Raw genomic sequence first — 14111 nt, 5'->3', positions numbered from 1 at the left:
CTGGTCAACTTCTGTACTTCAAAACTGAACCTAAAAGAATTTAACTCATGACTGATTTACATCGTTTATCGATTCGTGAACTTGCCGAAGGCTTAAAAACAGCCCAGTTTTCCTCGCGCGAATTGACTCAGCACTATTTAAACCGTATTGAAAAAATTGATGCGCAGGTTAACAGCTATGTCACTGTAACTGCCGAACAGGCACTGGCTCAAGCTGATGCTGCTGATGCTGCGATTAAAACCGGTACCGCAACTGTACTTACTGGCGTACCTATCGCACATAAAGATATTTTCTGTACTCAAGGTATTAAAACCACTGCCGGCTCTAAAATGCTGGACAACTTTATTTCCCCTTATGATGCTACCGTAGTTGCCAAGGGCAAATCAGCTGGTCTGGTCACACTGGGTAAAGTGAATATGGATGAATTCGCTATGGGTTCAACCTCCGAGAATTCATTTTACGGCGCGACCAAAAACCCGTGGAATTTAAGCTGTGTGCCGGGTGGATCATCGGGCGGATCGGCAGCGGCTGTGGCAGCAGATCTTGCTCCGTTTGCCACCGGCACCGATACCGGTGGTTCAATTCGTCAGCCTGCATCTTTTTGTGGTCTTACCGGTCTGAAACCTACCTATGGCCGTGTATCCCGTTTCGGAATGATTGCCTATGCCTCGTCACTGGATCAAGGTGGCCCGATGGCACGTTCTGCTGAAGACTGCGCTTATTTGATGAATGTCATGGCCGGCCATGATGAAAAAGACTCGACCTCCATGAATCAGGAAGTCGACGATTATGTAGCCAACTTGAATACAGCTTCTGTTAAAGGTTTACGTATTGGTATTCCTAAGCAGTATTTTCAGGTTGATGGGTTGAATGCTGAAGTAAAAGCGCGTGTTGAAGAGTCATTGAAAAAGCTCGAAGAAATGGGCGCGATTCTGGTTGAAATTGACCTGAACATGACTGAGGCTTACGTTCCGACTTATTATCTGATTGCTCCGGCCGAGGCCTCATCCAACCTGTCACGTTATGACGGCGTGCGTTATGGTTATCGCTGTGAAAATCCGATGGACTTGATGGATCTTTACAAACGTTCGCGTTCGGAAGGTTTTGGTACAGAAGTCCAGCGCCGGATCCTGATTGGAACCTATGCCCTGTCAGCCGGTTATTATGATGCTTACTACGTGAAAGCCCAGAAAGTTCGTCGCCTGATTCAGCAGGATTTTCTGAAAGCCTTTGAACAGGTCGATGTCATTGCGGCTCCAAGCGCACCGACTACTGCCTATCAACTGGGTGCTGCACAAGATACGGTAGCCATGTATCTGGGCGATATCTATACCCTTGCGGTCAACCTTGCCGGTCTGCCAGCTATTAATGCGCCAATTGGTTTCGATGCCAACCAGCTGCCTGTAGGCCTGCAACTGATTGGTAATTACTGGTCTGAGTCACAACTGCTGTCTGTAGTACACCAGTATCAGCAGGTAACCGACTGGCACACCCAACGTGCGGCAATTGCTGAGGAGAACGCATAATGGCTAAGAACACTGCTAAACCAAAATCTAACCTGATTGATGGTTGGGAAGTCGTTATTGGGATCGAGATTCACACTCAGCTTGCGACCAAATCTAAAATTTTCTCAGGTTCATCGACTGAATTCGGTCAAGACCCAAACACTCAAGCCAGCCTGGTTGATCTGGCCATGCCGGGCGTATTGCCAGTACTCAACAAAGAAGTGGTGGATTTAGCGATTCGCTTTGGTTTGGGTATTGATGCCTACATCGACCAAGCTTCTGTGTTTGCACGTAAAAACTACTTTTATCCGGATTCTCCAAAAGGCTACCAGATTAGCCAGATGGACAATCCGATTGTGGGCTTGGGTCATATTGACATTCAACTTGAAGATGGTACGGTTAAACGTATTGGCGTGACGCGTGCGCACCTTGAGGAAGATGCTGGTAAATCAATCCATGACCAGTTTGAAGGCATGTCAGGCATTGACTTGAACCGTGCAGGTACGCCACTTTTAGAGATCGTATCTGAACCGGATATGCGTTCTGTTGAAGAAGCCGTTGCCTACATTAAAGCGATTCACACGCTAGTGCGTTGGTTAGGGATCTCTGACGGTAACATGGCTGAGGGTTCGTTCCGTGCTGACTGTAACGTGTCTTTACGTCGTCCGGGTCAACCTTTCGGTACACGTTGTGAGCTGAAAAACCTCAACTCCTTCCGTTTCATTGAACAAGCGATTAACGTGGAAATTGAACGTCAAATGGAAATCCTTGAATGGGATGGCACCATTGAACAAGAAACACGTTTATTCGACCCTGTGAAGATGGAAACGCGTTCAATGCGTTCTAAAGAAGAAGCGAACGATTACCGCTACTTCCCTGACCCAGACTTGTTGCCTGTCATCATTGCTGACGAGCAAATCGAAGCGATTAAATCGACCATGCCTGAGCTGCCTGCTGCACGTCGTGCGCGTTTTGTAGCGGACTTTGGTGTGACTGAGTACGATGCGCACGTATTAACGCTTACGCGTGAAATGTCAGAATTCTACGAAGACGTCGTTAAGGCTGCTGGTGGCGCTGCACAAGGTAAGATTGCGGCGAACTGGGTGATGGGCGAATTCTCAGGTGCTTTAAATAAAGCTGGCTTAGAATTGGCTGATTCTCCTGTATCGGCTGAGAAATTGGGCTGTATGGTTGCACGTATTGTCGACAACACGATTAACGGTAAGATCGCGAAACAAGTGTTCGGCTTTATGTGGGAAGAAGGCAAAACTGCGGACGAGATTATTGCGGAAAAAGGCTTGAAACAGGAAACTGATACAGGCGCGATTGAAGCGATTATTAAGGAAGTTCTTACTGCCAACGAGAAGATGGTTGACGAGTATAAATCTGGTAAAGAGAAAGCCTTTAACGGTCTTGTTGGTCAAGTGATGAAAGCAGCGAAAGGTAAAGCGAACCCTGCGCAAGTCAATGAGTTGATGAAGAAATTGATTGGTTGAGGCTGATTGATTTTGGAATAGAAGACCCGCTTTAGAGCGGGTTTTTTTATTCAATATAAGTAGTGTTTAAAAGGGCCTCAGAGGTTTATGAAACATGTCGCCTACTTCTTCTTATAATATCTTTCAATGATTCTATGCCTTGTAAGAAAGTGAATAAATGACTCGACTCTAGAAGCAAAAGTGTTGTTCTTCTACCTGATGCTTCCTTAATAGCTTGGGAAGAATAACCAGACATCGAAACAAAGATGCCCATTGTGTTGTCAGCCATTTTATCAATTTTAGCTTTAAAACTATCAATGACTTCTGAACCAGTTTGGTTTTTCGTAAACTTTAATTCAACTAAATAAGTAGTCCCATCTATCGTTAATGAGCCATCTATCTGCCGACCATCTACTTTATATGGTGTCCTAGATTGAATATCAGAATAGTCTAAGGCTTCATAAAACCATTTTTCAAAATCATAACCACCTTGTTGAGTACCAACGAATGGCAGCAGGCTATAAAGTTGCTGTTGTAAACTTTCCCTATCAACAAGTGATTTTCTAATTTCATTTTGGATTTCTTTAACGTTATCTTTTGTCTTTTGCTTTTCTTGCTCTGATTTAAGATCGTCTAATTTCTGATTTATATAAGATCTTAACTCTACAACAGACTTATGCGCTTGCTGTATTTTTAAATCTGAATCCTCCCATCCACGAAGATCAGGAAAAGTTCTTTGTTCAGACAATTCATAAGCCCATTTAAGTACAACAGATTTACCTTTCTGATTTTTTGATAAGGCAGTAAATAGTCTATCTAAAAATTCACGTTTTGATTCTCCATCTCCCCAACTTGAAATTATATGTTCACTTATACCTGTATTTCTTAAAAAATTCTTTAAGGTCTGTTTTCTCCAAAAAGATCTTAATAATGCTTCGTATACAAGTAAAACTAAACGTGCATTAACCTCAAGTTCAGCAATCCCTATTATAAATTTTGCCTCTTTTTATTGATCACCTTTTAGATTAAATTATAACCCATAAAATAATGAAAATTTAAAACTGAGGGAAAGCATTATCATTTAATTTTCATAAATTTAATCCAAGCACTTCACACCAAAAACAACATGACCATTAAAAAGTATCATCTATCGCCAAACTCGAAGACTTAGGAGACGCCTAGCTCCCTCACCCCTTGCGCAGCAGTGCTGCTCATCCCAGTGGGAGAGGGAATGTCATTTGATTAATTTGATACGCGAAGTTCCCTCTCCTTTCTTAAAGGAGAGGGTTAGGGAGAGGATTATTTTTATGCTATAAAACAAAAAAGTCGCAGAAAAACAAAAATGACACCTGAACTCTTACTCACCATCATTCAAATTGCCATTGGCATATTTATAGCAGTGATCATCATTTTGCTGATGATTCCAAAAAGCCGTAAATGGATCGCTGAAATGCAACCTACACCCCACAGAAAACAACGTAGCGAAGACTTTGTCTTTGGAATGGATTTTATTCTCTACCCGATTTACTGGTTGATTAAACTCATCATCGGGATATTCAAATCATAAAGCTATTCTTAACGGAAATTTAAAATCTGCTCAAAAAATGCCACTTTTCCCATATTGGAAATTGATTAATTAGAATAGAATCTGCGCATTCTCCCATCCCCCCATTACCATGTCCAAAAACCTCGCTACCCTGATTGGCTTCAGTGCTATTTTACAGTGGTCGTCTATCGTGGGTTTACTGAAAAAAGTTAGTGCAAATATCGGTGCAGATTTAGCTGTGCTATTTATGTATAGCTTAAGTGCGGTACTACTGTTTGCCCTGTTTCGTATTCCTAACTTAAAACAAATTCCGCGTAAGTACCTCTTTGGGGCAACAGCATTATTTGTAGTGTATGAAATCTGCTTTTCCTACGCCATTGCCCTTGCCCAAAACGCACAACAAGCCATTGAAATCAGCCTAGTCAATTACCTGTGGCCGAGTATGACCATCTTGATGCTGATTCTATTTAAAGAACTGAACTTCAATAAGTGGGTGATTTTAGGTTTAGGGATTAGCCTTGCAGGCGTGTTCTATATTCAAACTGGGAATGGTGCGATTGATCTTGCTACGGTGATTAGCCATATGCAAAGTAATCCGCTCAGTTATGGACTAGCATTTGTAGGCGCAAGTTTATGGTCACTGTATTGTGTGATGACTAAAAAATACAGTCAGGGACATAACCCGATTAGCCTCTTTTTTATTGCCACCAGTCTAGTGCTGTGGCTCAAAATGCTCGTACTACATCCTGAGCAATTTGTACACATCGTTCAGATCGATGCCACAACATTGATGTATATGCTGATGGTCTCTACCGTGACAGGTTTAGGTTATGCCGCATGGAATATTGGCATTAACCGAGGCAATATCACCATGCTGGTCACGCTGTCTTATTTCAGCCCAATATTTTCATCCATCATGTCGATGTGGATTTTACAAACACCTCTATCGAAAACCTTTTGGCTTGGGGCAATCATGGTGACTTTGGGTTCTTTTGTGTGCTGGATTTCGACCAATTGGCATGAGCTTAAACAACGTTTTATCACGATGCGGTTAAGACAAACTTGAACCGCAGCTTTTTACTTATACAACTTATTTTTATCCGAGATTTTAACGGGTAACACCCAACTTATTCCAAAGATCCGGCGTCAAGAAAGTTGTTACCAGCTTATTCAAATCTACATATTTCAGAACACCATTAAGCTGCTGTTTAATTTCAGGCGTTTTAAGAATTTCTTCACCTGTAATACTGCCTAACTCTTGAAAACTATCTCCCACCGCCTGCAAACCTTCAGTCTGAATCACTGCTTTGGTCTGTGCCGAACATTGCTCTACCAGTATGCGTTGCAGCACAGTGGCCAGATTCTTATCTAATGCTTCCTTTTGTGTCGCAGTCACATTACTAAAGGCCTTTAAGTCGGGATGATTACCCAATGCCACAAAGGTCCATTGCAGAACTACGGTTTTATCGGTGGCGGTGGTCGATTTCATCAAACAGTTACTGAGCTGATCCACCGTTGGGCCAGCCAATGCAATCTGAGAGGCCCCTAGTAAGGTTGCCCCTATAAAAAGTCCGCGAAACTTGCTCAAGGATATAAGCGCCATAGTATTTCCCTGCTTTTTAATATTTGGCCAATTATATAAAACCGTTTATTTGTAGCATACTGGCTGCTGGCTTACCTATTATGACTGTGTAAATAGGTGCATTAGAAAGTTTATAGCGAAACCATGAAGATAATGTTCCAAAGACATCAAAAGTTTGTAATCCCTTAATAATAAGCGGAATACTGTAGCGTAATAACAGACTACGGCTTACGGTCAGTAAAACCGGTATATAAGGAATTGACCAGATTTTTTATATTGAAAAACCCGCCGAGGCGGGTGGAGTAAAAGCAGCTTTAATCATCTAATACGGCTTCAAAGGTCTTGAGACGTTTATAGATCGATAACAGCTCGATAATCGTTTTCCAGGACATAATCAGATACTGAAATGATTCACGGACTTTATCGAAAACATTACCAATCTGGTTGATCAGGCCCAAAGTCATCTTGCCGGCTGCAATAGCAGGGAAAAGCACGACCAGACTGTAGAGGATATCAAGCTGGCGGTACCAGGTTGCCACCAGATTAAAATAGGCGTAATGAAAATATAAACGGAAATAGTTCTGGCGTACGCGGGAAAACAGCTCTTTTAAGGTTGCCGGCTGGGCTCGGTCTGCATAGTCTTCACCATATACCAGCTCTTTACGGTAAGCTGCCTCAACTTTCTGGTTATTAAACTCAAGGCCCGGTAACTTGACACCCACCACCATGAGCAGAACCGTACCAAAGATAGCCCAGACAATGGCTGCCCAGACCAGTGAGTGTTCTACCTGCCCCACCAGCGGCAATTCCGGTACATGCCGGGAGAGCTCAAATAGGATTGGCAGGAATGCAACCAGAACCATAACCGCTTTAATCAGCTCGACCCCTAAATCTTCCATAATAGTGGCAAAACGCATGGTGTCCTCCTGAACCCGCTGTGATGCTCCTTCAACATGACGTAACCGGTCCCAATGCGCGGTATAGTACTCATTCATTGCGGTACGCCAACGAAAGATATAATGACTGGTAAAGAAAGCATTAATGACCATAATAGTCACTGCTACCATGGCAATATATAAAAAGGTCAAGGTACCCATATACAGGTCACGGATATTACCGCCACCGCTACTCAGCATTCGCTGAATTAAATCCCAGAATGGCCCATACCAGGCATTAATGGCTACACTGACCTGTACGCTAAACCAGATATTAAACAGAATAAATGCCGAGCCCCATACCGACCAGCGCTGCCAGGGATGATTTGCTTTAAATCGCCAAAAAATGGCAAAGATCGCAGTAGCTACGAAGAACCACAGGTAAAACCAGAGAAATGCCGGAGACCAGAACCGGCTAACCCCAATAGGCAGTTCAGCCTGAGCATAATCTGATGGAAAGCCCAGCCAGCTTCCCCACTCCCGTCCGCCTGCTACATACCAGAGTAGCAGGTTGACCATGAACCAGAACAGCAATGACAGAAAAAATACTTTGGGTTGTGGAAAAAAAGATTTAAACATGCAACCTGTGATTCCTTTTATTTTTTATAAACGGCATTGAACCGATAAATTACACGTGTGGCTGGCCAAGTACCAGTCTCTTGATGAATGCACCGGTCATTTTTAGTTTATTATTTTTCTATAGCAGGTTTCCAGCAGTTCTTCTTTGACTGTCAGCATCAGTATTTAAGATGCTAAATATCACAAAAAGCAGGGCCAGTGCCCTGCTTTTTATAAGTGTACCAGATTAGGAAACCTTTAAATTGAGTTCCTGTTGCATCATTTCACGGATTTTATATTTCTGGGCTTTGCCTGAAGCAGTTAAAGGAAAAGCTGTTACAAACCGGATATAACGCGGCACTTTCTGGTGCGAGATATGTTCCTTGCAGTACTGTCGGATAATTTCTTCACTGGTATTACTATGCGGATGCAGGATAATACAGGCGCAAAGTTCCTCACCATATTTCTGGTCAGGCACACCTACAACCTGTACATCAGACACATCGGGATGAGTATATAAAAAATCCTCTATTTCTTTAGGGAACAGGTTTTCCCCTCCCCGAATGACGACATCTTTAATACGGCCCTTAATCTGGATAAAGCCCTGCTGGTCCATTTCCGCCAGATCTCCGGTATGCATCCAGCCAGTCTGATCAATCACTTCTTTAGTTTTTTCTTCATCTTCCCAATAGCCCAGCATCACTGAATAGCCCCGGGTACATAGCTGGCCAAGTTTGCCACGCGGTACAATCTTGCCGTTACGGTCGATAATCTTGATTTCTACGTGCGGATGTATGCGTCCCACTGTATTGACCCGGGTTTCAATCGGGTCATCTACCATACTCTGGGCACTTACCGGCGAGGTTTCAGTCATGCCATAGCATATGGTCACTTGTGACATATGCATACGGTCGATCACACGCTGCATAATCTCACGCGGACACGGACTGCCCGCCATAATTCCGGTACGCAGGCTGCTCAGGTCAAACTCATTAAACTGCTCATGTTCCAGCATGGCAATAAACATGGTAGGCACACCATAAGCAGCCGTACATTTTTCCTGTTCAATAGCTTTTAAACTGCTAAGTGGATTAAATACATCACATGGATAGACCATTGCAGAACCATGAGTTACACAGGCCAGATTTCCCATGACCATACCGAAACAGTGAAATAGTGGTACCGAAATACATACCCTGTCCTGCGGGGTAAGTAAAATTCGTTCACCAACAAAATAGCCATTATTCAGAATATTGTTATGGGTCAGCATGGTCCCTTTGGGGTTACCGGTAGTACCAGATGTAAACTGGATATTAATAGTTTCATCGAATTGTAATTCCTGACCGATATTTTGCAGCGCCTGCAACTGCTCTGAGGTAGGTGAAGTCAGTAAATCATCGAAACAGTGGAAAGCAGGATGAGCCTGATCATCAATTTTAATCAGATGTTTTAAGTGTGGCAGTCGCTGTAAAGACAGTTCACGGCTTTGAGTTTCATGCAGCTCAGGAACAATCTTGAGTAAAATTTCCTTAAAGTTACTTGTTTTGCACTGTACTGCCATAATCAGGCCAACACAGGACACCTTGTTAAGCACATATTCAAGTTCATGACTGCGATAAGATGGATTCAGGTTGACCAGAATGATACCTGCCTTAGCCGTGGCAAACTGTGCAATGGTCCATTCCACACAGTTGGGTGCCCAGATTGCAAGGCGATCACCTTTTTTTAGTCCCAGCTCAAGCAGATTACAGGCAAAGGCATCAACCAGTGTTCTCAATTCTGCATAACTGATGCGACGATTTTGGTGAACCGAGACAACGGCATCCTGTGCAGTATATTGCGCACATGCCTGATCAAATTTCTGTCCAATGGTCATGCCCAGTAAAGGTTGCTCACTTGCACCAGATGCATAACTTAATTGTGTATCTGTCATTGAATCCTACTCCTTGATTCATTGTCATTGTGTTTTTCAGATTGTTATTAGGGGTCGATACATGACCCCGGTTTTCATTGTGTTTTACGTATTTTTATGTGCAATTCTTTGTTCAGTTCTTTCTTATCCATACAACAGGCATATTTAGATGTTAATTTTCTCCTTGTACCGGTTGAGGTACACGAACGACTGCCTGCAGACAGAACTCGGCTACATAACGGACAAAGTCCTGCTTATCAAACTTTTTACGGCGAGCCGGGTCAATCGGCTCGACTACAGCAAAAGTCATGGCGCCAACAATACACAGGGCTGCGGTATTGACATCGTCAAAACTGAAATCTCCACTTTCCTGCCCTTCTTTCAAAATATCAATAATGGCATTCTTGATTAGCTGTTTAACCCGTACACGCTCAATTTCGATAGCCACATCCACCGGTTCGAAGATGAGTGAATAAGCCAGCTGCGGTCCGGTAAGTGCGCGTTTTACAAAGGCTGTAACTGCCTTAAACAGTTTTTCTTTTGGCGGCAGGTCTTCCCGGTAAATGGACTCAAGAATGCGGATTTCCTGCATGGCAGCGTCGGTCAGGACTTCCACCAGTAACTGGTTTTTTGAATTAAAGTAACGGTAGACCAGACCGCTTGAAATACCGGCCAGTTCTGCAATGGCATTAATCTGGGCATCTTTAAATCCCCCACGAGCAGTCAGGTCACGTGTAGCCTGTAAAATGGCCAGCCGGTTCTGCGCCATCCGTTCTTCCATCAGAGAAGATCTTTTATAGTTCATAAGAAAAATATTATTTACTTCACGCCTTAAAATGAATTATAAATCATTTTATGAATAAAGGTTCACTTTTTTAAAAAATAATTGTATTGTGAACTCAGGTCACAACAAATATAGCTGCGAAATAACAAATACAGTTCTACAGGATGGTAGAGAATGAATTTACAAACAATTGATTTTGGAATAGATAATACCCTAAAGGCCCTACAGGAATCGGTTCAGAACTTTGCCAGAAAGGAAGTGGCACCTCTTGCGGCCAAGGCCGATCAGGATAATCTGTTTCCAGCGCAACTCTGGAAGAAAATGGGTGACATGGGCCTGTTGGGCATGACCGTTTCTGAAGAGTACGGCGGCAGTAATATGGGTTATCTGGCACACATTCTGGTCATGGAAGAAATCTCGCGGGCCAGTGCATCTATTGGCCTGTCTTATGGTGCACATTCTAATCTCTGTATCAACCAGATTCACCGTCATGGTACTGAAGCACAGAAACAGCGTTATCTGCCAAAACTGGTATCTGGTGAATATGTAGGAGCGCTGGCAATGTCTGAACCGAATGCTGGTTCGGACGTGGTAAGTATGACACTTCGTGCTGACCAGAAAGGCGACCACTATGTATTAAATGGTTCAAAAATGTGGATCACCAATGGCGGTGATGCTGACGTATTGGTGGTCTATGCCAAAACCGATCTGCAGGCAGGTGCCAAAGGCATGACGGCCTTCTTAATTGAAAAAGACATGAAAGGCTTTAGTCATGGCCACCACCTGGACAAACTGGGGATGCGCGGCTCTAACACTTACCCTCTGTTTTTTGATGACTGTGAAGTACCTGCCGAGAATGTACTGGGTGGAGTGGGTAACGGTGTCAAGGTACTCATGAGTGGACTTGATTATGAACGTGCTGTACTAAGCGGCGGCCCACTTGGCATTATGGATGCCTGTCTGGATATTGTAATGCCCTACCTGCATGAACGTAAGCAGTTCGGTCAGGCACTAGGCGAGTTCCAGTTAATGCAAGGCAAAATTGCCGACATGTATTCGACCTGGCTGGCCTGCAAGGCTCTAGTATACAGCGTAGGTCAAGCCTGTGACCGTGCAGATCATGGCCGTGCTCTGCGTAAAGATGCAGCGAGCGCCATTTTATATTCAGCTGAAAAAGCCACTTGGATGGCCGGTGAAGCAATTCAGACTTTAGGTGGTAATGGTTATATCAATGACTTTGCTACAGGGCGTTTATGGCGCGATGCCAAACTGTATGAGATCGGTGCCGGCACTTCAGAAATCCGACGCATGCTGATTGGCCGTGAGCTGTTCAACGAAACAGCCTGATCCCTTTAACCTTAATGCACAAGGATGACTGCCATGAACCAGATTGCAATCAAGATGAATAGCCGTAGTGAAGAATTCAAACAGAATAAGCAGGCTATGCAGGAACTGGTCGATGACCTAAACCAGCTGGCTGCCAAAATCCAGTTGGGTGGTGGAGAAAAAGCCCGAGAAAAACATCTGGCCCGGGGTAAACTGCTACCACGTCAGCGTATTGAACGCCTTCTAGATACAGGCAGCCCTTTTCTGGAAATTGGTCAGCTGGCTGCCTATGGCTTGTATGACAATGATGTACCTTCTGCCGGTGTAATTGCCGGTATTGGTCAGGTGCATGATGTACAGTGCATGATTATTGCCAATGACGCCACAGTTAAAGGCGGTACCTATTATCCGCTTACAGTCAAAAAACACCTTCGGGCCCAGGAAATTGCCGAGCAGAACCGGCTGCCCTGCATCTATCTGGTAGACTCGGGTGGAGCTTTCCTGCCTCTCCAAGATGAAGTATTTCCAGACCGCGACCATTTTGGCCGGATTTTCTATAATCAGGCACAGATGTCTGCCAAAGGCATTCCGCAAATTGCAGTGGTCATGGGCAGCTGTACCGCAGGGGGTGCCTATGTACCGGCCATGTCGGATGAAACTATTATTGTGCGTAATCAGGGTACAATTTTTCTGGGTGGCCCGCCACTGGTCAAGGCAGCCACAGGCGAAGTGGTTACTAGCGAAGATCTCGGCGGTGGCGATGTCCATACCCGTCTTTCCGGTGTTGCCGACCATCTGGCTGAAAATGATCTGCATGCACTTGGAATCGCCCGCAGGATTGTAGCCAACCTGAACTGGAAAAAAGCAGCACAGCTTCAGCTAAAAGAGATTGAATCACCATTATTTGATGCCGAAGAGCTATATGGCATTATTCCGAGTGACAGCCGCAAACCTTTTGATGTACGGGAAATCATTGCACGAATTGTTGATGGTTCACGCTTCGATGAATTCAAGGCACGGTTTGGAACTACGCTTATTACAGGCTTCGCTCATCTGTATGGTATGCCAGTTGGAATTATTGCCAATAATGGCATTCTCTTTTCCGAATCTGCCCAGAAAGGCGCGCATTTTATTGAACTGTGTACACAACGCAAAATTCCACTGCTATTCATTCAGAATATTACCGGCTTTATGGTTGGCCGCCAGTATGAAAATGAAGGAATTGCCAAACATGGTGCCAAACTGGTCATGGCAGTTGCTACAGCCAAAGTTCCTAAAATCACGCTGGTAATCGGCGGCTCGTTTGGGGCCGGAAACTATGGCATGTGTGGCCGCGCATATTCACCACGTTTTATGTGGACATGGCCTAATTCACGTATATCGGTCATGGGTGGCGAGCAGGCTGCTAGTGTTCTTGCCACTTTACGCCGCGATGCCATTGAGAGCAAAGGCGAAAACTGGACTGCCGAGCAGGAAGACGAGTTCAAAAATCCGATTCGACAACAGTACGAGCGCCAGGGCCATCCTTATTATGCCTCTGCCCGACTGTGGGATGACGGGGTAATTGATCCTGCACAAAGCCGTCAGGTACTTGCACTCAGTTTGTCCGCGGCCTTGAATGCTCCAATTGAAGAAACCCATTTTGGCGTATTCCGCATGTAGGAGAGATTCATGAAGCATTTTGAACTGATTGAAATTGAAGAGCAGCCTAATGGAGCCACCTATATCTGGCTAAACCGTCCAGAACTGCACAATGCCTTTAATGCACAATTAATTGCCGAGCTCAGCCAGTGTTTTGATGCGCTAGAGCAAAACGTGAATACTCGTGTGGTGATACTGGCAGGCCGCGGCAAAAATTTCTCTGCTGGCGCAGACCTGAACTGGATGAAAGCAGCCCGTCATTTTAGTAGTGAAGAGAACCAGCAGGATGCCATGAAGCTGGCCACCATGCTGCATAAACTGGCTCATCTTAGACAGCCCACCATTGCCCGTGTGCATGGTGCAGCACTAGGAGGCGGGTTAGGCCTGGCCTCGGCCTGTGATATATGTATTGCCAGCGAAAACGCAATGTTTGCAACCTCTGAAGTACGTTTGGGACTGGCTCCCTCTACCATCAGTCCCTATGTGATTCGGGCCATTGGTGCGCGTCAGGCTTCACGTTACTTTTTAACTGCTGAGCGGCTTTCAGCACAGCAGGCTAAAGCCATCGGACTGGCTCATGAAGTCTATAGTGCCGAAGCACTGGATACAGGCATTCAACAAATAATTGAACAGCTGCTATTAGGTAGTCCGCAGGCACAAACGGCTTCCAAACAACTGATCGACACTGTAGCCGAACAGGAACTGACTGCTGAACTTATGCAGCAGACCGCAGCTCATATTGCAAGATTACGGCTGGGCGAAGAGGCACAAGAAGGCCTGAGTGCCTTTTTGGAAAAACGTACACCGCACTGGTGCGCTTAAGGCCATTTTCCACAAAATCATAAAA

The 14111-nt window shown here is 44.6% G+C and carries 12 protein-coding genes; 7 read left to right on the top strand and 5 right to left on the bottom strand.

From position 1 onward, the window contains the following. Positions 1-47: 47 nt before the first annotated feature. Positions 48-1526, top strand: a complete 1479-nt coding sequence (gene gatA, locus ACRAD_RS03130; RefSeq protein ID WP_005024882.1) for an Asp-tRNA(Asn)/Glu-tRNA(Gln) amidotransferase subunit GatA — start codon at positions 48-50, stop codon at positions 1524-1526. Next, positions 1526-3001: an Asp-tRNA(Asn)/Glu-tRNA(Gln) amidotransferase subunit GatB gene (gatB, locus tag ACRAD_RS03125; RefSeq protein ID WP_005024879.1), complete on the top strand. Its 1476-nt coding sequence runs from the start codon at positions 1526-1528 to the stop codon at positions 2999-3001. The genes gatA and gatB overlap by 1 nt, the downstream gene beginning before the upstream one ends. Positions 3002-3086: 85 nt before the next feature. Here the strand turns inward: gatB and ACRAD_RS03120 are convergent, their stop codons facing one another. Continuing rightward, entirely contained in the window at positions 3087-3728 is a 642-nt protein-coding gene (locus ACRAD_RS03120) for a restriction endonuclease (protein WP_005024877.1), read from the bottom strand. Positions 3729-4322: 594 nt separating this feature from the next. Here ACRAD_RS03120 and ACRAD_RS03115 point away from each other — a divergent pair. Both ACRAD_RS03115 and yddG read left to right on the top strand, forming a co-directional pair. After that, on the top strand, positions 4323-4547 hold the full coding sequence (locus ACRAD_RS03115) for a hypothetical protein (protein ID WP_005024875.1): 225 nt from the start codon (positions 4323-4325) through the stop codon (positions 4545-4547). Positions 4548-4656: 109 nt separating this feature from the next. Then, a complete protein-coding gene (yddG, locus tag ACRAD_RS03110; RefSeq protein WP_005024874.1) occupies positions 4657-5592 on the top strand; it encodes an aromatic amino acid DMT transporter YddG in 936 nt (311 codons plus the stop codon). A 42-nt stretch (positions 5593-5634) separates the two neighbouring features. Here the strand turns inward: yddG and ACRAD_RS03105 are convergent, their stop codons facing one another. From ACRAD_RS03105 to ACRAD_RS03090, 4 genes are all read right to left on the bottom strand, one after another. Then, entirely contained in the window at positions 5635-6129 is a 495-nt protein-coding gene (locus ACRAD_RS03105; protein WP_005024872.1) for a hypothetical protein, read from the bottom strand. 293 nt (positions 6130-6422) lie between these two features. Further along, positions 6423-7622, bottom strand: coding sequence for a peptide antibiotic transporter SbmA (sbmA, locus tag ACRAD_RS03100; protein WP_005024869.1), 1200 nt, complete (start codon positions 7620-7622; stop codon positions 6423-6425). A gap of 226 nt (positions 7623-7848) precedes the next feature. Beyond that, positions 7849-9534, bottom strand: coding sequence for an AMP-binding protein (locus ACRAD_RS03095; RefSeq protein WP_005016010.1), 1686 nt, complete (start codon positions 9532-9534; stop codon positions 7849-7851). A 151-nt stretch (positions 9535-9685) separates the two neighbouring features. Next, positions 9686-10318 (bottom strand): TetR/AcrR family transcriptional regulator, encoded by a 633-nt coding sequence (locus ACRAD_RS03090; protein ID WP_016801191.1) that lies wholly within the window; start codon positions 10316-10318, stop codon positions 9686-9688. A 153-nt stretch (positions 10319-10471) separates the two neighbouring features. On the opposite strand from ACRAD_RS03090, the gene ACRAD_RS03085 reads away from it, so the two are divergent. The 3 genes from ACRAD_RS03085 to ACRAD_RS03075 are packed head-to-tail and all read left to right on the top strand — an operon-like array spanning position 10472 to position 14086. Further along, the gene (locus ACRAD_RS03085; RefSeq protein WP_005024866.1) at positions 10472-11644 is read left to right on the top strand and encodes an isovaleryl-CoA dehydrogenase; all 1173 of its coding nucleotides are present in this window, start codon (positions 10472-10474) and stop codon (positions 11642-11644) included. Positions 11645-11677: 33 nt separating this feature from the next. Beyond that, a complete protein-coding gene (locus ACRAD_RS03080; protein WP_005024864.1) occupies positions 11678-13285 on the top strand; it encodes a carboxyl transferase domain-containing protein in 1608 nt (535 codons plus the stop codon). A gap of 9 nt (positions 13286-13294) precedes the next feature. Next, positions 13295-14086 carry an enoyl-CoA hydratase-related protein gene (locus tag ACRAD_RS03075; RefSeq protein ID WP_005024862.1) on the top strand — a complete coding sequence of 264 codons (792 nt, stop codon included), beginning with the start codon at positions 13295-13297 and terminating at the stop codon, positions 14084-14086. Positions 14087-14111 lie beyond the last annotated feature (25 nt).

Origin of the sequence: Acinetobacter radioresistens DSM 6976 = NBRC 102413 = CIP 103788, assembly GCF_006757745.1 — a bacterium.
Taxonomy (GTDB): domain Bacteria; phylum Pseudomonadota; class Gammaproteobacteria; order Pseudomonadales; family Moraxellaceae; genus Acinetobacter; species Acinetobacter radioresistens.
Note: the sequence above shows the minus strand (reverse complement) of the source record. Positions and strands in the feature narration are given on the sequence as shown.